Source organism: Paenibacillus kribbensis (assembly GCF_001705305.1).
Taxonomy (GTDB): domain Bacteria; phylum Bacillota; class Bacilli; order Paenibacillales; family Paenibacillaceae; genus Paenibacillus; species Paenibacillus kribbensis_B.
Genome location: NZ_MCBP01000002.1, coordinates 228,245 through 249,821 on the forward strand (window position 1 = coordinate 228,245; position 21,577 = coordinate 249,821).

Below are 21,577 nucleotides of genomic sequence, written 5' to 3' on the forward strand. Positions count from 1 at the left end.
CCGCGCCACTAAGCACTTATAATTAATTATATTCTTCCTTTTCAACTGCTCTCAAGAACCAAAGAACTCCGCCGAGACCGATTGCTGCGACAACTACAAGAAAAAGGATATAAAACAAATCCATTATCTACCTCTCCCCCTAATCCTTATGCTCTCTATATTGTACTATAAGGATTCGTTCATACGTCTCAGATTGTTGACAAACTTATGAACAATGTCACAGACAAATCGAATTATACGGTAACTGGTTTTCGTTCAGCTAGCGAAGGCAATGCTTCCAACCCTGCTGCATTCAGGAAATTCCAAGGCTTGTTATAATGCGGCTGGAAGAAGAAATCGACAAAGGCCAGTTGGTCAATGGTCATATGATTTTGAATGGCTACGGATAGGGTGTTAATGGATTGTGTCAAATCCACCTTTGACATAATTTGAGCCCCAACAATTCTCCGTGTCTCCCGCTCATATACAACTTTCAGAAGCACCTTTTCAGAGGTTGGCATAAATTCAGGGCGATAGCTGTCCTCAATGGTTACAGCCTCTACGCTCATTCCTTCGTCTACTGCCGCTGCTTCCGTCAGACCTGTTCCTGCAATATTGTCTTCATAAATTTTAATACCCGAGGTTCCTTGTGTTCCCATGTAGGCAATTGTCGGCTGCACCAGATTGCGTGCTACCAGCGTACCCATGCGAACCGCGTTTGTCGCCAGCGGGATATAAGCCGTTTTGCCTGTCGGATTGTAGCGAATTGCACAGCTGTCACCTGCTGCAAATACGTCCGGGCAGCTGCTTTGCATATAATTGTCCACGATGATCGCACCGTTCGGCAGCATATCCACCTGACCTTTGAGCAGATCTGTTTGAGGACGGAAGCCGATGCAGAGAATAACAAGCTCTGTTTCGTATTCTCCTTCGGAGGTCACGACTTTACTCACCTTGCCATTTGTCCCCTCAAACCGACTCACGGTTTCGCCCAGTACCAGCTTGATGCCGTGTTCTTTCAGAGAATTTTCAATCCGGTCTGTATACTCGTGGTCCAGATATTTATTCAATATACGATCAGCGCTATCGATCAGCGTTACATTTTTACCGTTCATTTGGAAAGCTTCCACCAGCTCAACACCGATGTATCCGGCTCCGACAACTGTGATGTTCTGCACGTGCTTGGCTTTCTCAATGATCTCGTTCGAATGATTATAGTTTTTACAGAGCAAAATATGATCAAGCTCAATGCCTTCCAGCTTCGGAATAATAGGCCAAGAGCCAGTCGTTACAATCAATTTATCAAATGTGTCCGTAAATTCTTCACCTGTTTGGAGATCACGTGCACGCAGCGTTTTGCCGACTGTATCTACACTTGTCACCTCATGAAGCATCTTGGTCACTACACCCATGTCAGCCAGCTGATCCGGGGATGAATAGAACAATCCGTGCGGATCCTTGACGACACCACCTACATAGAGTGCAATACCACAAGATAAAAACGAAATATTATCATTGCGCTCGTAAACGGTAATTTCGGCATCTGGATAACATTTAGCTGTGTTGACGATTGCTGCCGTGCCTGCGTGTGTACATCCGATAACTGCTACTTTCATGTTGAATTCCTCCTTGGTGTGTGGGCATTATTGTATAATAATTGTGAATTGTTTCACGTTACCAGATTGCCTCTTGTGATTTATTTCACTTCATGCACTTATTATAATGTGATCTTTTTCACATTACAATAGCTTTTTATGATATTCACAATTTGTCCACAATTAAAAAACAAGGATACACAAAGCCTGTCATTTGATGAACGCCTCTTTGTTTCATGTAGTTTTCCCTGTATGACCCCGATTATGCCTTTAAAACAGACTCTCAAAAGAAGCAGCGATCATCCAAGCGAATGTGATATATAGACAGCAAAAAAGGCCCGTTTCCCGGAGAAATGCCGGAAATCAGGCCTTTTTTTAGACATATACTTTGGAATTAAAGCAAAGCTATCATAGCAATTGCTCAATGACCGTCTTCATGGCCTCTGGTGATTCCTTAGGCTCAAAACGGGCCACAGGCACACCCTCACGATTCACAATGAATTTCGTAAAATTCCATTGAATCGTACCATCTTCCTGCTCTCCAGGCTGCTGCTGCTTCAAATATTCAAACAGAGGCGCTGTATCTGGACCGTTGACATCCACTTTGGCGAATACCGGAAACGTAACTCCGTAATTCAATTGGCAAAATTCAGCCGCTTCCTCGCTGCTGCCCGGCTCCTGACCGCCAAATTGGTTGCAAGGGAAGCCTAATACAACCAAGCCCCGATCTTTATATTCGTCATAAAGCTTTTGCAAGTCTCCATATTGCGGGGTAAGTCCGCATTTGCTGGCGGTATTCGCAATAACCAACACCTTGCCGGTGTAGGTGTCCAAAGGAACCTCCTGATTCGCTGGTGTTACGGCATGATGAGAATAGACAGACATACAGCATCCTCCTTCGTATCGAGTAGTTTAGGTTTCATAACCTATTTTACCCAAAACGCAACGGACATGCCAACAGCCTATCCTCATAGGGCTTACCGTGATGCCAACACTTCGCGTCTACGCTCCTCACGCTCCGAAGCCGACATTCTTGGACAAGCATAACAATACCGCTGGCCCCCGCCTGTCTTGTAATATTGGCAGCAGGACGGTTTCATGTAAGTATTTTCACCGGGGCGGTAAGGATTGTCCAGTTCAACGAGACGAACGGTAAACGGGTTTCTTTTACGTCCGAATACCTCTCCCTCCAGCTCCCGCGTCACATAACCAAAATCTTGTTCAAAACGCTTCACATCCTGTGGATCGGTCAACATGGGCTGTATTCTGTCCTTAAAATACAACAAAGTCAACGGAAACTGTCCCCACATCTGTCCCATGGATACGCCTCCTGCCGCAGCCAATGCCTCCAATATGGGCCGCAGCTGCAAGCTGTAAAAGTCACGAAGCGCTTGCTGCGCTTGTTCGGATGAATGTTTCTCTCCGTCCAGTCGCGCATTATCCAGCTCTGTCGGGTCGATGACCTGCAAGCTAATAGAAGGGGAATTTCCTTCACAACAAATATGGATTCTGAGATTGGAAATGGACAGATCTAGCCTACGTTCACACAAGGACACCATAAAATGCTGGGCAAACACAAGACCACGCAACTGGTTCACCAAATACACAGCTGCGGTCAAAAGGTCTTCAGCTTGCAGAAGCTCACCATAATACTCCAATACTGAACGAGCCTTCTCCGGTTCAAGCCATTCTGCCACTGGCCCGGAATACACTGCATCTGCCGGCGTGTCTGTCACTATTTTCGCCAATTGCTCCAGCTGATCGTAATCCAGTGGTTTCATCTTGTGTCCCCTTTAGCCTCTTGCTGCAACTTTTGGTCTAGCTTCACGCCGCTCTCCAACAGAACCCGCCGATTGCTTCTCTTCCAAATTCATGTCCTTCACAGCTTGGCTTACCGTTGGCTGTCCAGCCAGGGCATACGGAAGACAGAGCGGTACGCCCGTACGAGGATCTGTTACGATATCCGCTTCAATACCAAATACCTCACGCAACACATCCGGGGACATAACCTCGGTTGGAGCTCCTACCGCCTTGGCCTTCCCTTTTTTGATCGCGATCATATGCTGAGCATACCGGGCCGCATGATTCAAATCATGAACGACCATAACAATGGTGCGTTCCGCAGAAGTATTCAAATACTCTAGTAAATGCAGCACTTCCAGTTGATGCGCCATATCCAAAAATGTAGTCGGCTCATCGAGAAACAAAATATCCGTATCCTGCGCGAGCGCCATAGCAATCCATGCACGCTGACGCTGACCGCCAGAAAGCTGATCAATCGGGCGATCGTGGAACTCGCTCATTCCCGTTACCTGGATCGCCCACTCTACCATTTTGCGGTCGTCAGCTTTCATGGAGCCAAAACCTTTTTGATAGGGAAAACGTCCGTAAGATACCAGTTCCGTCACGGTCAATCCTTCCGGTGCAGTCGGATTCTGCGGCAAAATAGCCAACTGTTTGGCGACCTCCCGGGTGGATTGCTTATGAATGGATTTACCGTCAAGCAGAACACTACCACCTTTAGGATTCATGATGCGAGCCATCGTTTTCAGAATGGTGGACTTGCCGGAGCCATTTGCGCCCACCAATGCGGTAATTTTCCCTTGCGGTATTTCAACGTTCAGATCTTCTACAATCAACCGATCTTCATAAGCAATATCCAGATTTGCCGTTTTCAGACGAAACATTTGGAATCATCCCTTTCCCTTATCCAATATATAGTCACGGGCTTGACGCACGATATTCATCAAAACTTCATCCTATCTTTATATAATAAAGATATTGATAATCATTATCAAGTGTTAAGTGGCATATTCCCTTTAACATACGATTCAGATCATCAAATATGCCCTTAAAATAAGCAAATTTGGGGTTACTCAATGAGGAATGTACTTAGGCACCTGACTGCTCCTTAATTGTCCTTTTGAGAGCTTTCGTCATAAAACAGGAGCCGCGCTGATCGCAACGGCTCCTGTTTTATTTCAATACATCTAATCTAATAATTAATGTTTATCAACTCTAAAGGCAACCCCAACAGGTTTAGACACCATCACATAACCTAAGAAGGAATCCCCCCACGGGTATGGATCATAAACTCCTAGTCTATGTTTCTCATATCGTGGAAAAGCACTAATAACCCATCTTTCTCCCTTAGGAACTTTCACAGAGTATTCATCAGATAGCGAAAAACCCTGACTCAGACTAAATCCCATGCTGGCTTCTATTGCTTCAGCAGAACCCGAAATCGATCCCTCTACTTGGGCTGTGATTGAAGATGATACTGTAAGTTTTGCATCGCCAGGTCCATAATAAGTACTTACACGAAGTGCATTATTAGTATCAACCCAATAACCTTTATTTTCATTAGTTTTAACGATTGGACCAATCCCCCATGACTGTGGGCTAACAATATCTTTTTTGCCTTTTTCTTGCGTTAGATTATCATAATTGACATAATAGTAATAAACATCCTCTCCAACATTACTACTTGAGCCTGTATATTTGTATACTTGCCCATGGTTAGATGTTATTTCGTCCGTTTTTTCCCAGTTCCCTATTTCGGCTTGTATACTAGAAGATAACGGATTTGGTGCTTCACTTGCAGAAGCAAGGGCGCCGTATGGGAGTAATAGCGCAGTCATTGCTGCCAATATTGCGGTTTTTGTCATTACTTTGAATGGTTTCATATTTTCTTAATTCTCCTTTTCCAAAAATAATTTTAGGGTGGTTGTCATTATGAGTAAATTCGAAAAAAAACTAATTAAGTATTTGTCGTACGGATTTGTGGTAGGTATATATTATTCCTTCATCAAAGGCCCAACACACTCATCAACAGTGAATGGTACAACTAAGTTCTTTACGTTACCTGCATCTGATTTTATTTTTGGTGCATTATCAACCTCATTTCTAGTAAGTCTTATTTTTGGATTCTTGTATTTTTTAGTGTTTTTGGCCAATAGAAGGAATAAATAAATTTTACCTCTATATTCCTAACTTGTTAATTACATGTTTTTATCATTTTTTATACGTATACTTCCAAATGCAAAGAAGCCGTGCTGGTCGCAACGGCTCTCTTTTACTTTATTTCCCTGAAGTTTTGTATAGAGCCCCAGTTCTCTCTATCTCCCGCCAATCGCATTAAGAACGTACAGCAGACAGCCCAAATGCTTCAGCCATAAGACGTATCGACTTCATCTTCGCGTCAAAGTCGTGAATGATGCTCGCAACCATGACCTCTTGTGCATGATAGTCCTTGCATAATTGCTCTATTTGACGCTTTACCTGGTCGGGCGAACCAACCACCATACGCTTGCGATTTTCGCGAATACGCATCCGGTCATATGGGGTATATGGATACGCCAAAGCCTTTTCTACAGAAGGTGTTCCTGCGGAGCGCATTCCCTGCTCCAGCAACACCAGGGACAAGTCCATACTGGAGGCCAAGCGGTTCGCTTCTTCTTCGGTATCCGCACAGATCGCAAATATGGCGACAAGTGAACGCGGCTGGTCACTATGCCGGGAAGGCTGGAAGCTCTCCTGATACCCCTTCATAGCTTCTGTACCGCCTTCCCCGTTAATAAACTGGGCGAACGCAAAGCCCACGCCACGCTCGGCGGCCAGACCGGCACTATCACCGCTGGAGCCAAGCAGCCACATTTCCGGTGCTGTCTCTACGAGTGGCATCGCTTGTAGCGAACCAAAGCGATGCTGGTTGCCTGTGCTGTCATGCAAATACGCTAGCAGATCATCCAGCTGCTCAGGGTACAGATCAACGCCGCCCCTCATTTTTCCCTCCTGCAAGGCTCTGGTAGCAATCGGCATGCCTCCCGGCGCTCGTCCGAGACCCAAATCAATGCGTCCCGGATACAAGCCCTCCAGTACCCGAAAATTTTCCGCTACTTTATAAGCGCTGTAATGCGGCAGCATTACACCACCCGATCCGACTCGAATCGTAGAGGTACGGGCGGCCAGATGCGAGATCAATACCTCCGGGCTTGAGCCAGCAAGATTAGAGGCAGCATGATGCTCTGACACCCAAAAGCGATGATAACCCAAGCGCTCCGCCTCTATAGCAAGCTCAGCGGTCTTTTGTAATGCTTGCGCATGCGTCATGCCTTCCGATACCGGAGATTGGTCAAGAATGCTGAGTTTTATCATAAAAGTCTGACCTTTCTGTTGTGGAATAAGAATAGGCATTAATTATAGCATGTGAAGCCACAGTTACCCAAGAGGGGTTAAAATCGATTTCATACCGCAAAATATATTTTAGGCTGAAAATTGAAAATATTTATTTTTCGTAGAGACTCGCCTTCACTTGATCTGCTTCATAAAGATGCGAGCGCTTTTTAAAGAAACTAAACAGATGTGTAACGATTACTTTCAAGACCGCATAGCCTGGAACCGCCAGAATGATCCCTACTACGCCAAACAAATTGCCTGCTGTCAAAATAACAAAGATGATCGTGATCGGATGTACTCGAAGAGATTTGCCCATAATTTGTGGAGAAATAAATTTACCTTCAATGAGCTGAACAACCGTCCATACGATAACCATCTTGAACAGCATAAACGGAGAGGTGACCAGAGCTACAATTAATGCAGGCGTAATGGCAATTACAGGCCCCAAGTAGGGAACAACGCTCGTAAAGGATGCAATGACTGCCAGCGTCAGGGAGTAGTCCAACCCAATGATCAAATAACCGATATACAGCAGCACCCCAATACAGAAGCTGACAATAATTTGTCCACGAATATACGAGCTGACCTGATGGTTCATTTCGGTCATAATACGATCAGTCTCTTTACGAAACATAGGCGGGAACATCTTCAGGATCGACTGTGGCAGCTTGCGCCCATCTTTCAGCAAATAGAACAAAATAAATGGAACTGTAGCAATCGCAAGCACGGTTTCCGTGACTACTCCTACAAAGTTTCCTACACCTGTCCAAGCATTATTAATGAAGGCAGATAACTTTTCAGAAGCTTTGGAGGCCAGTTCAGACGGATTGATTTGAACCGTGTTCAGGAACTGGTTCACAAAGTCACTGCCAATTAATTTCTCAAACTGCACTTGTACTTGCTGGCTATATGCAGGCACATTTTGGATAAGGCCCTGTATTTGATCGCGGATCACAGGTATCACCGATGTAATCACAACAGCAATAATCCCTATGATGAGCAAATACAGCACAATAATGGAGTAGATTCGCTTTACCTTATTGCGCTCCAGTACATCGATCAGCGGATTGAACAGATAGTACAGCACGCCGGACAAAATGACGGGAAGAATAATCGTTTTCAGCAGCACCATGACAGGGGTAAAAATGTATGAAATTTTGGTGAGCACCAGAATATTCAAGCCGATGAGCAGCAATACCAGCAGGAATAACACAAACTTGTTGTTCAAAAAGAACTTTTTGAATCGGTCTTTCCATGCCGGAGTCGTTTCCACATGACATTCCCCTTCTCTTAGGCAAATAAGTGTTCTATTTTCTTAATAGTTAAGATATATCTTTGCAATAAAATATACAAGTTTATACCTGAGGATTTTGCAAAATCCTGCCCTCAATAAACACAAAAGCAAACAAAGTTGTACGACAGCGTACGAACCTCGTTTGCTTTGGATGGTTATGGAGTATCATTTGTCGTGGTGACAGAATCTGTCGGCGTGGCCACAGGCTTGTTTTCCTGTTCAAAAAGATTTTGTATGAATCGCTTAAGCTTGCTTTCGTCCACCCCTAGTACCTGCGCCCCCTTGATCGTTTCCCCACGCACCAGCTCATTGGGTGGGATTTGCTGTTTGGCTATCGTTTTTGCGTCGATATTAAAGCCTAATGAGGCCAGTTGCAGCATTTCCGTAGTACTTAGATTCGTTTCAATATAAGGAGAAATGCTATTTAAAATACTCGGTAGCTTAATCAATGAAGAGGTTGACTGGATTTTGCCGCCCAGCTCGGTTATGAATTTACGCTGCCGTTCAGTCCGCGTAAAGTCGGAAGTTGCATCATGACGGAAGCGAACATATTGCAGGGCTGTTTTGCCGTCCATGTGCTGCATTCCCTTTTTCAGATCAATATCGAACTGGTGTTTATCCGCTTTGGATGTGTAATGCATGTCTTTTTCAACATCCAGATCAATACCGCCCACAGCATTAACCAGCGCAATAAAGCCATTAAAATCAGTGTATACGTAGTATTGAATCGGTATGCCCAGCAGGTTGCTTACGGTCTGTCTGGTCAGGTCCGGACCACCGTATGAAAAGGCAGCATTCAATCGGCTCTTCCCATGACCCGGGATATCGACGTACGTATCACGCAAAATCGACATCAGCGTAGCCTTCTTCGTGACTGGATCAACAGAAGCGACCATCACGGAGTCAGAGCGCCCTGAGTCCTCCCCACGTGAATCGCCACCCAGCAGCAATATATTTACTCTCTCTGTTCCATCCCACTCCGGTGGGAGCGACACATCTACAGGTTGTACATTGGCTTGGCTTTCTGTTTGCGGTTTGAATTTTGAATCCTGTCCGGAAGCGACCGAAATTTGATTCGTAAAATGATATATAGAGTAAGCATAATATCCACCCACTATAAGAACTACCGCAGCCACAGAAATGCCTAGCCATTTTAAAAATTTTCGCATATTGTCCGGTAACCTCGCTTTTATTCATCATCGTTCGACTTTTAAAAGCATACCCTTCCTGCAAGTTGGCTGTCAATTAAGCCTATCTGTACAAGCCTACCGAGAGGTCTGTCAAGTGGTCGTTGCTCGTGTCTGTTAAGACTTATTTCCAGAGTCTTTCTGCGTCAAGTTCTCAGCTTTGAGGTCGTTCGGATACCATGGATTCAAATGGACAAGCACCTCATACACTCTCGGTTCCTGCTTCATGACAGCCCCCTTGATCAACCGGATAATATCGTGTCCCTGCTGAATCGTCAAAGTAGCATCCACTGAAGCGCGGATATCCACAATAATGTAATGGCCGTGTTCACGGGCACGGATACGGTCGATACGTTGAACCTCGGCTACACCAAGTGCGGCCGCGGCGTAGCTTTCGATTTCCTCAGGTGCAATGGCCTTCTCCATAAGTACGTCTATGGACTCACGGCCCATTTCCCAAGCCAATTTCAGGACCAGCAATGCCACGACAAAGCCCGCAATCGGATCACCGTAGGATAAAATCGGAATACTCCAGTGCTCACCAATCAAACCGAGGCCGATCCCCAGCACAGCAGCCCCTGAAGCGTACACATCAGCCAAATGATCCTTTGCCGTCGCAATGAGACCCTGACTATTAGCCGCTCTCCCGATACGAATCGTGTAAATATACAGCCACTGCTTCCAGAGCAGGGAGATGACTGCCGCCACCCATGCTAATATATGCTCCTGCGGCATCGGCTCGAACAGTGCCGCAATGGAATGATAGCCGATGAATATGCCGGCCCCGAACAGGATGACCGCTACCACACTCGCACCGATCACTTCTGCCTTGCCGTGACCATAAGGATGATCCTCATCCGGTGGCTGACTGGATATGCGCATCGCTCCCAGCGCCGTTGCAGAGGCAATCACATCCCCGGCGTTATGCACACCGTCAGCCATCAGCACCTTACTGTTGAACATGAGTCCTGCAATAATTTTAATGCCGGTTAATAGGATGTTGCTAATCAGGCTGATCCATGCCGAGAACATGGCGCGCTTGCCCATATCCTGTTCCTGCATAATATATAACCCCTCCATCATTTTCTTTAACAAGGTACTCCATTGCACACGCTAATCTGTTATTTCAAAGCAGTTCCGCTGCTTATTCCATCTTATGATACGGCCCCTTCAGATGGCATAAATGTAGATTATAATAGCCCCGGAAGATGAGCCTCTCCGGGGCTATTATGATAACCATAGCTGAGCATTCTATGAGAACGCTCCTGTATTAACTATCTGGACCGTCCACGACGGCCTCCCTGTCCTTGACCGCCGCGCGGGCCGCCTTTGGCTTGTCCACTGCGACTTGCATGGCCTCCGCGTGCGGAACCGCCGCCGTTGCCACGGTCGTATCCGCCACGTTCGCTGCTTTGCCCTGCCGAGCGACCTCGGCCTCCGTGTGCGGAACCGCCGCCGCTGCTGCGGTCGTATCCGCCCCGGTCGCTGCTTTGCCCCGCCGAGCGACCTCGGCCTCCGTGTGCGGAACCGCCGCTGCTGCGATCGTATCCGCCGCGGTCGCTGCTACTGCGGCTGGAGCGGCGCTCGCCGCCTGCACCGTCACGACGGCCTGCCTGTTCACGGCCGTTGCCCCGGCGCCCGCCGCCAGAATCACCGCCGCCGAAGGAACGGCGGTCGTTTCTGCCCGAGCGGCGTTCTCCACCCTGCCGCTCAGATGTATCGGGAGCAGGTCTACGCTGCCCGCCACCCTCACTGCTGGTGAATGTGACACCAGCAACCTTCTGGATGTTCCGAAGCTCTGGAACATCCCTTGGCGTGGCGAGCGTCACCGCCACACCTTTGCCTCCGGCACGGCCGGTACGCCCGATGCGATGGATATAGCTTTCGGCATCCTGCGGCATATCATAGTTGAAGACATGTGTGACGCCTTCTACATCCAGACCGCGTGCAGCAACATCGGTCGCTACGAGCAATTGAAGCTTCGCTTCACGGAACGCCTTCATCACCTGCTCACGCTTGTTCTGGGACAAATCTCCGTGAAGCTCACCGCTTGCGAAGCCCATCTCCTGCAGCTCCTCGTTCAGCTTGGCAGCACGGCGCTTCGTACGGCAAAAAATAACCGCCAAATACGGGCGGTCCGTATTCAGCATATCCACCAATGCCTGTTGCTTGCCCCGGTCTGTTGTTTGCACAACCACCTGACGGATTTGGCTTACCGGAACGGAAGAAGCGGATTTCACTTTGACATCTATCGGTTCATTCATATAGACACGAGCCAGCTTGCGGATACCGGCTGGCATCGTTGCGGAGAACAGCATCGTTTGTCTCCGATAAGGGACCTCCTGAAGAATCGTCTCTACATCGTTCAAAAAGCCCATGTGCAGCATTTGGTCAGCTTCATCCAGCACCAGCATTTTGACGCCACCCAAATCCAGTGTGCCACGTCTCAGATGATCCAGCAGTCGACCAGGCGTACCAATAATCAGTTGTGCGCCGCCTTTCAGCTTACGGAGCTGACGCTCTACATCCTGTCCTCCGTAGACAGCCAGCAATGATAAATTCGGCTCTATCGCAGCCAATCGTTTCGCTTCCTCCGTAATCTGGAGCGCCAGTTCACGCGTAGGCGCAATCACAAGAGCTTGCGGATAACGCTTTTCCAAATTCATTTTCTGTAAAATCGGCAGTAAAAACGCAAGCGTTTTACCTGTTCCGGTATGTGCCTCGGCAATAACATCCTGATCCTGCATCAACAGCGGAATAGATTCCTGCTGTACCGGGGTGGGCGCTGTAATTCCCTGCTCTTTCAAGACGTCTACCCAATGCTGCTCTACGCCTAATGCTGCAAAATTCTTCAAGTCGTATTCACTTCCCTTATCTGTATTCAATATGTGTCACGTAAAATAGGTTTCATGTGCCATATGACATCGATCGTTCCATAGTTCAGAATTCCCATTTTTGTATCGGTGCTCATTCTCCCCTTTTCAGGAAGGGAGCTTATCCGTTATCGTTGAATCTGTTCCTGTAACCAACATACGGCCGCAAGGCGGCTCAGGCCGTTCCATTTATGACTTTCCTAGTATACGCGAAGTTGAACAGGTTTCCAAACGATTTTAATGAACCATGCCAAAGTCAATGCAAAAGATGAATTCCATCTTCATGTCATATATTATGGTAAGAGAATGGGTAATTCATGAATAAAGGATGGATGTCCGTGGTTACACCAATACACCCTCAGGAGGTTGCAGCACATGCGTATTCAAGTTCAAAGCGTTAAAAAAACAAATAACGACTATCTTATGCAATATCAAGCCGGAGGAGCGTTGCCGTTCGTTCCCCATGATATTGTTCTGATTCATGGCAAACAGTATTTTATTGGCACGATTTTGAAGGTAGAGTTGGAACAGGCCCTTATACGTATCAATCCACAATATGAAAACCAGCTGACAGGCTCCATCGGGCTGGAGCTGGCTTTCTCTCCAACGGTTTCTATTCAAGGAGCGGACAGCATTGTAGAAAAATTGGGCTACTTTCCTCCCTTTCATTATGACCGAATTACGGCTGCCAATATGACGAAAGACCAGATTACACTAACAATTGAGCTATCCCCCGCTACCGTGCTGGTACCCAAATCTCCGGATCTGGAGCCTTCGTCTGAGGCACCTGTCACCCCGGAGACTCCTGCCAAGGACGTTCCCCGTTACGCAGTAACTTTTACATTTCTGGAAACCAAAGAACATGTATTAACTCCGGTAGAAGTAGAAAATATCATTTTGCAGCTTGATTTCCGTTATGAAGAAGCAGATATGGTCGTCGATATTGATGCATTATCAGGACTATCAGGCAGCTTTCTGTGCAGAGGCATCCGTGCGGAGATTACGGAACTCGATGAATAAACAGGAGGGTCGCGAGCTGCTGCTCACGCCTGATGAAAACTACGAGCTTGTTTAGAAGCAGAGCTGGTGCTAGCTTTGGAGCTAATTCGTAGTGATGCATACATATTAGTCAAGGAAGCGGCCTTTGCGCTGCTGTGCGCGCATAAAGATCAGCCTTTTGCACGACATGCCCTGGAGCAATTGCTGCAACACGAGGAATTCGGCGTATCGGCCAAACGGGAGCTGTCCACATAATCGACCACCAAAGGAGAATTACCCTACTTATGCGTGTAAAAATATTTATATTCATAGTTATTATCGGAATTTTATGTGTGCCTGCCTATTTCATTATGAGAAGCTTTGGGTTATTTCAAGATGAGAAGGTGCTTGTACATTACAAGCTCACCGTTGAGGTAAAGGGTAAAAAGTACGACGCCTGGCCTTTAATCAGCAGCTTTACCGCTATAGATAAAAAAGGAGACTATCGCCAGCTCTACTATCAGGTGGAGGACCCTGGCATAGAGTACCTGTTTCAGCTAGCCTATGGACAATATGAACTCAGACCCTCCAAGGAAAATCCTTTTCTGGATGGAGAAGTCCACTACACCATGGATCATCCCGAATATGTTCGTGAGGAAAAGCAGTATGAGAACGCAAGTGACTACACGGTGTTAACCCATTTTTACAATCAACAGGAGCAAATGATCTACACCTACAACCCTGAAGCCAAACTCGACAAGGCATACGTTCGTTCCATCATCACCGCAGGTATGAGTCGCACCACCGGTAGATCAAGTAGTACAGTGAAGGATAACTATATCAATATCAGCAAGCTATTCAAGGACAAGCTGGGAGTAAATGTGAAGGTAGACGTGGATGAGAACAATAAAATCGTCACCCTGGCTATGACATGATCTCACAGACTTAGGTTTTATGGAGCAGTTCGATCGGTTAAGAGACTTCTAACGAAGATTACTCAATGAGCAGAAAGGAAGGGCTTACTGATGGCAGAAGCACATCATCCTAAATTGGGACCCGCTTATTTGGAAGGATGGGTTGTACCCGAAAATCCAGAGGCATGGACCGAGCAGGAATGGACAGGCAAGCTCCGTTCACAGGCCGGGCAAACGAAGTTTCACATTTTTTATTATGGAGAGCTCATGGACGAGCTAATCGCCGTAACCGAATTTGCACCGCAGCTCGTGATTGCGGAGGATGCAGCGACAGGCGAACAGATCGTGATTTTTGATGGAACCCGGCATGGTTACGATGCATTGCTATGCGAAACATATACAGAGGAGCAGCAAAACCATCGTACTCCTCTGTTGCCTTATCTGGACGAAGATGGTGAGGATACCTTCGAGGTAAGCGTGACCGCTTTTTATAATGTTGATTGGGATGACGAGTTTTCAGACGATGTGGATGAGAATGGACAGCTGGAGCTGATCAACGGCGAAGGATGCAATTTTGAAGAGGCGAAGCGAAACGGCTTTGATGCAGTCAGTATTACGATTACCAGCGCTAAAGGTTTACAAACAGAGATCCTTCAGGAAGAACTGGCCTGACGATGATGTCCAAAAGAGCCAAACATCGGGAAGGCAGACAATGCCCCTTCTTTCCGCAAGGCAAGTATATGCTCACCGGACGAAAAAAAAGCTGCGGCTACCGATTCTTCAGTAGCCGCAGCTTTTTTATTTGGATTTGACATACAGGGCAGTTCAAAAGAAAAGATGTAAAATCATTTATTTAATTGGGCTTCATAGGTATTAGGACTATTTTTCTTCCTTAACATAACAAATATGTAGCCTCCTACTCCTCCTAAAACAGACGGAATTAACCACCCTAACCCTACATCATATAGTGGAAGAAACTGAGTGAAAAAGTCATTAATTACTTTAATTTTTATTCCAGCAGCATTCAAGCCATCAAATAGACTAATGATAAAGGTTAATATCAAACTGCCTTGATATACTTCTGACTTTCCTTTAAATGCGGGATGTAAAAACGTTAAAAATATTAGAGAAATAGCAATGGGATATATTGTCATTAATACTGGCGTTGAAACCTTAATGAGCTGTGTTAAACCTATGTTGGCTACAAGGGTACTAAATATAGATAACATGACAGCTACTTTTTTATAAGAGAGGTTTGGAAACAATCCATGGAAAAAGGTAGAGCAGGCAGTAATAAGCCCCACACTTGTCGTTAAACACGCTACTGTAATCATTAAGCCTAATAGAATAGAACCGTAAGATCCAAAATAGTAGGATGAAACCTTAGCTAACACCTCAGCCCCATTTCCTAAAACACCCAATTTTTCAACGCTAGAAGCTCCCATGTATGAAAGAGACGTATAGATAAATGCTAAGAGTATAACCGCAATAGTTATCGCCTTGGCACAAATGATCATCAACTCTTTTTTAGTAGTAGCTCCTCTTTCCTTAATGGCATCCACAATAATAATTCCAAAAATAAAGGCTACAAGAGCATCCAATGTTAAATAACCCTCTTGGAAGCCTTTGAAAAAGACATGCGATGTATAACCCTCAGCAGGTTCTTGGAATTTTCCAATTGGGTGAATAAGAGCTACAACCACAAGTATTCCAATGAATGTCAATTTAATGGGCGTTAAAAACTTTCCGATTACATCAATAATTTTGGTGGGGTTAAGTGATAACAAGCATGCAACCGCAAAAAAAAGAATAGTAAATACAAAAAGTGCGACAGGATGATCTGCATCGTTTGAAAAAAAAGGGTTTACTCCAATTTCAAAAGATACGCTACCGGTTCTAGGAATTGCATATAAAGGACCAATAGCTAGATAAAGGATCGTTGTAAAGACATTACCGAATACGGGATGTACACGACTCGCTAAAGATTGCAAATTGCTTTTGCCCGAAAAAACAAAGGCTGTGACGGCTAGTAAGGGTAAGCCAACTCCGGTAACCAAGAAACCTGCATTGGCTATCCATACATTCTTTCCGGCCATTTGACCAAGCATAGGTGGAAAGATTAGATTCCCTGCACCAAAAAATAAGGCAAATAGCATTGATCCTATAATGATAATAAAGGACGAAGAAACACTTTTTGACATAATAAATCCTCCAACCATGAAATCACATGGTTTTATTTTTATTCGTTTTTTTTAATTTTGTATAAATTCTTTTACCCCAGGAACAGCCTGCTCTATACTTTCAATTTCAGCCGATTTCAGCGGCTTGGCAGACTCGTTGCTCGCCAAAATGATCGCAGTCCACACCGGAATGCTGTGTGGTGTCAGCCCGTGCGTAAACGGGCATCCATTCATCTTCCACCTGCTGGAGCATTACACCTTCCGTAAAATCAGGAATCTTCTTATCCGGTCTGCGACTGTCCCAATCAAACAGCTCGTAGGTGTCTATCCGTAGTCCTTTCTTATCGCACGTGACGTTCAGGTATTCATGAATCCCTTCGTGAAGCTTCCTTCTTCATCTCCTTATAAATTGTAGTTCCCACGTAATTACGATAGACTTGATTATAACTAATTTATTTCCTGATTATAGCATATCTCTCATTTACATTTGGACTCTATCCCTATAGATGAAGTGCCAGAAAGCAGGTGTATCCTATATGTATGTGATGAAATTGTATCATTCTTGCAAAAACAGCATTGCCGAGTTTTGGAGTAAGGGGAGAAGGAATACGGATGACAGTACATTTTGAGCATACCTTGGATTAACCTTGTGGAACCGACATATGAGGACTCGCATGTACAATGATGTGAGGAGACGAGAGTTAGCCGCTTCGTCAGCGGCTTAGCCCCCGGAAAAAAGTATCTATAGTGAATGAAATCAATTCATCATTCGATTTTGCCATAGGAAGCTCAAAATTCAGGAGCAAAGAAGTCAAGCCGTGCAGCATGCTCCATACGGCTCTGGCGATCAGGCGATCATCTCCCTGAATGATGCAACCCTCTTCCATAGCGGCCTTAAGCCCGGCTTCAAGCAGCTCAAAGCCTTTAAAACGTCCACTATCAATAAGGCTGACCGGGCTTACGGACTCAAGGTCGCTGATGAACAGGATATTGTAATATTCCGGATTAGCCGTTCCAAAACGGACGTAAGCATCAGATACCGTTTTCAGCCTATCCAAGGCATTCAAGCCTGCCGCCTTTGCTTCTTCCAAGCGCTGCTGGAGAGCCTGCAGGAACAGAGCATTTCCTTCCAGCAGCAGTTCACGGACAACAGCTTCTTTATTGGCAAAATAATGATAAATGGTCGTTGGTGAATATTCGATCTGATCCGCAATCTTGCGCATAGAGACTTCGGCGTACCCTTGATTCAGGAACAGCGACCGGGCGGCCTCGATAATTTTTCGGCGGATCTCATTGCTTTCACGTTCTCGGCGTTTGATATGTTTCATGAGTAGATATACTTGCCCTTTCTGCCTGCCCCAATTTGGCGGCGATACGATCAGCTTCCATTATACCCGAGTTCATAGCCCCTTGAAACCCGCCTCCAGGCTGTGTCCAGGCACCTACCAATGACAGATGTTCTACAACGGATTTATGCTTCAGCCTTTTTATGCCTGACTGACGAACTGTTTGGGCGTAGCCGTAGACAGCCCCGCCGGGATTGGCGGTATAGCGCTGCATCGTCCGCGGTGTGCCTAGCTCCGCCACCACCACTTTGCTGCCAAAACCCGGATACAGCTGTTCCAGACGCTCCAGTATCTGCTGTGTTACGGTTTCCTTTTTGGCTTTATATTCGGAGCGTGCTGCAGGCCAGTTCTCCAATCTGTCCAAAAATGTGACTGCAATAACGCCTTTACCCGGTTCATTAAGTGTGGGGTCCATGGCGTTATAATTGGTAAGCATCCAGTTGCCTTGGGTATACTGGCCGCTCATCATGAATTCATAATCGATCTCCGAATCCGGTACATCATTCAGAATTAAGTCTTCTTCGGTAATACCAAGCTCGTGAGGCTCGCATGATAATCCGAGATACAGTTGGGTGAGAGATGTGCCAGTCTCCAGCCTGCTGACAGCCTCCAGCTCACGACGGGCAGCAGCATGATTCTCCAGCAGACGGCCATAGGTATGATGAGGACTAATACCGGACACAATCCAATTGGCTTCATAGGCATCCCCTTTTTTCAGACGGACACCGGCTGCTTTGCCGCCTACGAGCACAATTTCAGATACCTGACTACGCAGGTGAACTTCTCCGCCAGTTGATTGAATCGCGGCAACCAGTGCATTGGATAAAGCCTGTGCGCCTCCCTGAATGTAATAAGTTCCTTCCAGATGATAACCGAGCCAGGGAATAAAAAAGTACAAAGCCGCCAGCCGCTTCGGAGGCAGTCCATAATAGGGCCAGAGTGCGGTGAAAAACTCCGTGAATCGGTCAGACAGCCCAAACTGGCTTACAGCATCCCAGGTGGTCATTTGCGTCCAGCGGAAGAAGGTTCCTGCTTTGAGCAGCCCCGCTGTCTTACGCCAGAGACCGGGGGAAGAGGAAGAAAAGGCAGAGAAGCCTGCCCCAAAACGACGAATGCCTGCAAACAGCTTGTCGATAGCTGTCTGCTCAGCAGGGAACATGTCTTTGAGGAGCTGCACATATTCTTGCACATCGGATGGGATATCAATGATCTGCCCTTCCCAACGAATCGAGTAAGGGTGCTTTTTGCGGAGAGGCACAATTCGCTGGTCCGCATTGCAGCCCTTTAGCATCTGTCCGAAGCTGCCTTCCTCGAGTCCACCTACACCATGCAGGGATACATCAAAGGTATACCCCTTTCTTGTAAATTCAGTTGCAAACCCGCCAGCCAGCGTATGACTTTCAAAAACAGCGGTCCGGTAACCGAGCGCAGACAATCGTGCTGCACAGGACAAACCACCCAATCCAGCACCGATGACGATAACATCATATTTACCCATGATTTCATCCCCTTTTTGTTAACATCGTTATCTTAGTTAACGGTGTTAAGTTAAAAGGATTATATACCACAACATTCCTTTTGGGAAGAGGCTTTAGCTCCTTTTTATCGTCCAGGATTTTGTCACTCCTTCGTTGCAAAAGTTGAATTTATTTAAAAAAACATCCATAATTGTAGCGCTTTCACTTGTCAGATTTCAATGAAGATGCTATCCTTCAAGTGGGATTGTTACTGAAAAGGCAAAACCCGAGTACATTTATGTACCCGGAGTTTGCCTTTTTTTCATTTTGTATGGATACAGCAGCATATAGTCAAACGTCCCAAATATGTGGTAAGCGCTTTAAAAAAATAACACCAAAGGAGATTAATCTCATGCAAAGAAGACGTTTCGCCCTTGTTCTACTATCTTTCGTGTTCCTGCTTACGATCTTTTATCCATCCTCCAGCTCTGCCGCAGCAGCATCCGATGTTCCAGCACCACAGGCTACCCTGCTTACTCAGGTACAGCCTTTGGGTGAGGTCGTTTCTGCCGTTGTACTGAAATACAGCACCAACATTAACGGGGCATCCTTGTCCACTTCCAGCTTTCAGGTTCAATCTGTACTCAATGATGTATACACAGACAGAACCGTGACCGGTGTATATACCAACGATACCGGTGCCATCACCAACCGCAGTACTCATGGCAAATATGTCGTGATCGAGCTCGATACGCAAGATAAAAATGCAACTACCCTTACTTACGATTCGACAAGTGGAGTCAACCGCATCAATCCGTTGAATTATTACATTAGTCAAAAGAAAGATATTGCTACTCAAAAGAAAACAGTCGTTCCTGCTTCTCTGCAAACTGTTAAAGCAACTAATAAAGTGACACCCATTGTAGACGATTTCCAAAAAAACACCTTTGAAAATAAAGACGGCTACAAGCTGAACTACTTTACGTTTGAGCCTAAAGTAGAGCCCGGCAAAACCTACCCGCTGGTTGTGTTCCTGCACGGAAACGGGGAGCGTGGTGACGGAAACGGAGTCAACCTGCTGGCAAATGCCGGTGCTGTCACTTGGGCTTCTCCTGAGCAGCAAGCCAAACACCCATCCTTCGTAATCGCTCCACAAAGCCCGATTGACCTGGAGCATAAATTCATTTGGGCGGATGAGCCACGCAACAGCGTTGTAGCCGATTTGGTACGTGAAACGGCGTTGAAGTATCCGATTGACACCAACCGAATCTATATCGTTGGTATTTCTCAAGGAGCTATGGGTACGTGGAGATTGTTGGAAAAGGATCTTGATCTGTTCGCTGCAGGTGTGCCGATTGCCGGGTTGACCAACTATGAAAAAGCCATCAACATGTATGCGCCTGTTGATCCTAAACACGTCGAAGTACTGAAAAACGTTCCGATTTGGGCCTTCCATGCTGCAGACGATACTAGCGTAAGTCCTAAAAACTCGCAAGAAATGGTAGCTGCCATTAAAGCACAAAACGGAAACCTCATTCATTTCACTGAATATGAAGCAGGGATTATCAAGCCTGTAGGACACTTCTCCTGGGTTCCCGCTTTGCAAAATCAAGATATGATTGAATGGCTGTTTGCACAAAAGAAATAAATGATGTTTGTATATCTAAAAATTAAAGCGCCAGATTGGTTCAAAACCCGTCTGGCGCTTTTTTATAGCATCCAAAAAAAAGGCACCTGCCTTCCTGTGTCCACCATCAGGAGAGCAAGTGCAAAAACAAAACGAGGAGACTAAAATTTGACACTGGTATTGCCATTTGCAGTTAACTTGGAAGCTCTAACCCTATTCACTTAGGCTCATATTGGGAGTCTGTGCCTAAAGACTTAAATGATTATGATTCTCATTATCATTTAAGATTATATAATTAAATCTACTAGGATGCAAGAGCTTTCGGGGAAATATGTACCTTTATTACGGCGGTGTTCATTTCACCCTTTTACGCTTCTGTGTTACATTATATAAATAAGACGAGAACAAAAATTCGAAACAGAATTTACGTTCGCTATTTTTCATAGTCCTTTATTCCGAACTAAGTCAAAGTCTATATCTTCCCGACATGTGTTCCATAACAATTCATCTGTAAGAAAACTTAATGCATCCATGTTGCGCAATCGTTCGACCAACTCGGTAATCACATCTATGTCCTCACGTTGTACATGTCTGGCAAGAGTGATACCGCCTGTATCGCCGTCAACATATAGATGCGAATGATGTCTTTCCTTTTTTACATGTCGAAGAGTAAGCACGTTATTGTCGATCATCATGACGTAACGGTCCTTGATCAGATAGCCCTCAAAAAGCTCATACATATGCGGAAGGTCACAGGGACCAAGAATAAGGCTTACTTTTTCAAAATTACTTTTGTTCATTAGAATTTAGCTCCCTTCACATCTGCTACATTGTCCTCTATGAAAGGTTGTTGAGTTGAGTTCTTAATGCATAAGCCTTTGAAGTACAACCTTTGTAGTTATTTTATAACTTTTAAGGATAAACTTCAATAGTTAATATCATTCTATCTAAATTTTTTAATGAGGTGTA

At 45.7% G+C, this 21,577-nt stretch carries 22 protein-coding genes; 5 read left to right on the forward strand and 17 right to left on the reverse strand.

The window, feature by feature from the left end:
- Positions 1-233: 233 nt before the first annotated feature.
- The 11 genes from BAZ21_RS04270 to BAZ21_RS04315 all read right to left on the reverse strand — a co-directional run bounded on the left by BAZ21_RS04270 (position 234) and on the right by BAZ21_RS04315 (position 12,088).
- A complete protein-coding gene (locus BAZ21_RS04270; RefSeq protein ID WP_068497409.1) occupies positions 234-1,595 on the reverse strand; it encodes an FAD-dependent oxidoreductase in 1,362 nt (453 codons plus the stop codon).
- A 387-nt stretch (positions 1,596-1,982) separates the two neighbouring features.
- Complete coding sequence (locus BAZ21_RS04275) at positions 1,983-2,459, reverse strand: glutathione peroxidase (protein WP_068497414.1); 477 nt, start codon at positions 2,457-2,459, stop codon at positions 1,983-1,985.
- A 92-nt stretch (positions 2,460-2,551) separates the two neighbouring features.
- Entirely contained in the window at positions 2,552-3,355 is an 804-nt protein-coding gene (locus tag BAZ21_RS04280; protein WP_068497416.1) for a (2Fe-2S)-binding protein, read from the reverse strand.
- A gap of 12 nt (positions 3,356-3,367) precedes the next feature.
- The gene (locus BAZ21_RS04285) at positions 3,368-4,261 is read right to left on the reverse strand and encodes an ABC transporter ATP-binding protein (protein ID WP_068497418.1); all 894 of its coding nucleotides are present in this window, start codon (positions 4,259-4,261) and stop codon (positions 3,368-3,370) included.
- 315 nt (positions 4,262-4,576) lie between these two features.
- A complete protein-coding gene (locus tag BAZ21_RS04290) occupies positions 4,577-5,260 on the reverse strand; it encodes a hypothetical protein (RefSeq protein ID WP_068497421.1) in 684 nt (227 codons plus the stop codon).
- A 111-nt stretch (positions 5,261-5,371) separates the two neighbouring features.
- Entirely contained in the window at positions 5,372-5,530 is a 159-nt protein-coding gene (locus tag BAZ21_RS28805) for a hypothetical protein (protein ID WP_157739695.1), read from the reverse strand.
- 181 nt (positions 5,531-5,711) lie between these two features.
- Positions 5,712-6,731 carry an LLM class flavin-dependent oxidoreductase gene (locus tag BAZ21_RS04295; RefSeq protein WP_068497422.1) on the reverse strand — a complete coding sequence of 340 codons (1,020 nt, stop codon included), beginning with the start codon at positions 6,729-6,731 and terminating at the stop codon, positions 5,712-5,714.
- 130 nt (positions 6,732-6,861) lie between these two features.
- A complete protein-coding gene (locus tag BAZ21_RS04300) occupies positions 6,862-8,025 on the reverse strand; it encodes an AI-2E family transporter (protein ID WP_068497423.1) in 1,164 nt (387 codons plus the stop codon).
- A 176-nt stretch (positions 8,026-8,201) separates the two neighbouring features.
- Positions 8,202-9,215, reverse strand: a complete 1,014-nt coding sequence (locus tag BAZ21_RS04305; RefSeq protein ID WP_068497427.1) for an LCP family protein — start codon at positions 9,213-9,215, stop codon at positions 8,202-8,204.
- A 135-nt stretch (positions 9,216-9,350) separates the two neighbouring features.
- On the reverse strand, positions 9,351-10,295 hold the full coding sequence (locus BAZ21_RS04310) for a cation diffusion facilitator family transporter (protein WP_068497429.1): 945 nt from the start codon (positions 10,293-10,295) through the stop codon (positions 9,351-9,353).
- Positions 10,296-10,507: 212 nt separating this feature from the next.
- Positions 10,508-12,088, reverse strand: a complete 1,581-nt coding sequence (locus BAZ21_RS04315) for a DEAD/DEAH box helicase (RefSeq protein ID WP_068497431.1) — start codon at positions 12,086-12,088, stop codon at positions 10,508-10,510.
- A 393-nt stretch (positions 12,089-12,481) separates the two neighbouring features.
- On the opposite strand from BAZ21_RS04315, the gene BAZ21_RS04320 reads away from it, so the two are divergent.
- From BAZ21_RS04320 to BAZ21_RS04330, 4 genes are all read left to right on the forward strand, one after another.
- On the forward strand, positions 12,482-13,126 hold the full coding sequence (locus tag BAZ21_RS04320; RefSeq protein ID WP_068497432.1) for an immunity 50 family protein: 645 nt from the start codon (positions 12,482-12,484) through the stop codon (positions 13,124-13,126).
- A gap of 75 nt (positions 13,127-13,201) precedes the next feature.
- Positions 13,202-13,360 (forward strand): hypothetical protein, encoded by a 159-nt coding sequence (locus BAZ21_RS28810; RefSeq protein ID WP_176718092.1) that lies wholly within the window; start codon positions 13,202-13,204, stop codon positions 13,358-13,360.
- Between the two features lie 29 nt (positions 13,361-13,389).
- Positions 13,390-14,019 carry a hypothetical protein gene (locus BAZ21_RS04325; protein ID WP_068497434.1) on the forward strand — a complete coding sequence of 210 codons (630 nt, stop codon included), beginning with the start codon at positions 13,390-13,392 and terminating at the stop codon, positions 14,017-14,019.
- A gap of 90 nt (positions 14,020-14,109) precedes the next feature.
- Complete coding sequence (locus tag BAZ21_RS04330; protein ID WP_068497435.1) at positions 14,110-14,670, forward strand: hypothetical protein; 561 nt, start codon at positions 14,110-14,112, stop codon at positions 14,668-14,670.
- On the opposite strand, the gene BAZ21_RS28815 is transcribed toward BAZ21_RS04330, so the two are convergent.
- The 5 genes from BAZ21_RS28815 to BAZ21_RS04345 all read right to left on the reverse strand — a co-directional run bounded on the left by BAZ21_RS28815 (position 14,652) and on the right by BAZ21_RS04345 (position 19,022).
- Complete coding sequence (locus BAZ21_RS28815; RefSeq protein WP_176718093.1) at positions 14,652-14,813, reverse strand: hypothetical protein; 162 nt, start codon at positions 14,811-14,813, stop codon at positions 14,652-14,654. The two genes, BAZ21_RS04330 and BAZ21_RS28815, sit on opposite strands and share 19 nt — an antisense overlap.
- A 30-nt stretch (positions 14,814-14,843) precedes the next feature.
- Positions 14,844-16,199, reverse strand: coding sequence for a branched-chain amino acid transport system II carrier protein (gene brnQ / locus BAZ21_RS04335; RefSeq protein WP_141694939.1), 1,356 nt, complete (start codon positions 16,197-16,199; stop codon positions 14,844-14,846).
- A gap of 51 nt (positions 16,200-16,250) precedes the next feature.
- Positions 16,251-16,412, reverse strand: coding sequence for a hypothetical protein (locus BAZ21_RS28820; RefSeq protein ID WP_176718094.1), 162 nt, complete (start codon positions 16,410-16,412; stop codon positions 16,251-16,253).
- A 479-nt stretch (positions 16,413-16,891) separates the two neighbouring features.
- On the reverse strand, positions 16,892-17,506 hold the full coding sequence (locus BAZ21_RS04340; RefSeq protein WP_068497441.1) for a TetR/AcrR family transcriptional regulator: 615 nt from the start codon (positions 17,504-17,506) through the stop codon (positions 16,892-16,894).
- Positions 17,478-19,022: a phytoene desaturase family protein gene (locus BAZ21_RS04345; protein ID WP_068497442.1), complete on the reverse strand. Its 1,545-nt coding sequence runs from the start codon at positions 19,020-19,022 to the stop codon at positions 17,478-17,480. The genes BAZ21_RS04340 and BAZ21_RS04345 overlap by 29 nt, the downstream gene beginning before the upstream one ends.
- Before the next feature lie 371 nt (positions 19,023-19,393).
- Between BAZ21_RS04345 and BAZ21_RS04350 the strand changes: the two genes are divergently transcribed.
- Positions 19,394-20,629, forward strand: coding sequence for a PHB depolymerase family esterase (locus BAZ21_RS04350; RefSeq protein WP_068497445.1), 1,236 nt, complete (start codon positions 19,394-19,396; stop codon positions 20,627-20,629).
- Positions 20,630-21,048: 419 nt separating this feature from the next.
- Here BAZ21_RS04350 and BAZ21_RS04355 read toward each other — a convergent pair whose 3' ends face one another.
- Complete coding sequence (locus BAZ21_RS04355) at positions 21,049-21,408, reverse strand: hypothetical protein (RefSeq protein WP_068497447.1); 360 nt, start codon at positions 21,406-21,408, stop codon at positions 21,049-21,051.
- Positions 21,409-21,577 lie beyond the last annotated feature (169 nt).